Genomic DNA, 269 nt, shown 5'->3' with positions numbered 1-269 from the left:
ATAAACCTGTTGATCCTTTTTTGGTTAAAAAGCATAACATAGGATTGCTAACAGACTCTACAACCGTAAGAGAATTAGACACGATTTTTAAAAATGATTCTATAGTAAGATATGTTGCCGGAGATGAATTTGCTGGCTCAGTAAATGTTATCGAAATATTTGACAAAAGCGGCAAAAAGCTTTTAGACCTATATCCTAAAGAAGCCCTAGATTCTACATCTGTAATCTCTAGCGTTCGTATTAAAGATGAGCGTTATAGAACAGAAAAT

General features: G+C 33.5%; 1 pseudogene. It reads left to right on the top strand.

Annotation, left to right across the window (positions count from 1 at the left end):
* A pseudogene (locus tag ACRHNM_RS16855) lies at positions 1–269 on the top strand (hypothetical protein); the annotation flags it as partial.

Source organism: Psychroserpens mesophilus (assembly GCF_050617655.1).
Taxonomy (GTDB): domain Bacteria; phylum Bacteroidota; class Bacteroidia; order Flavobacteriales; family Flavobacteriaceae; genus Psychroserpens; species Psychroserpens mesophilus_A.
Note: the sequence above shows the minus strand (reverse complement) of the source record. Positions and strands in the feature narration are given on the sequence as shown.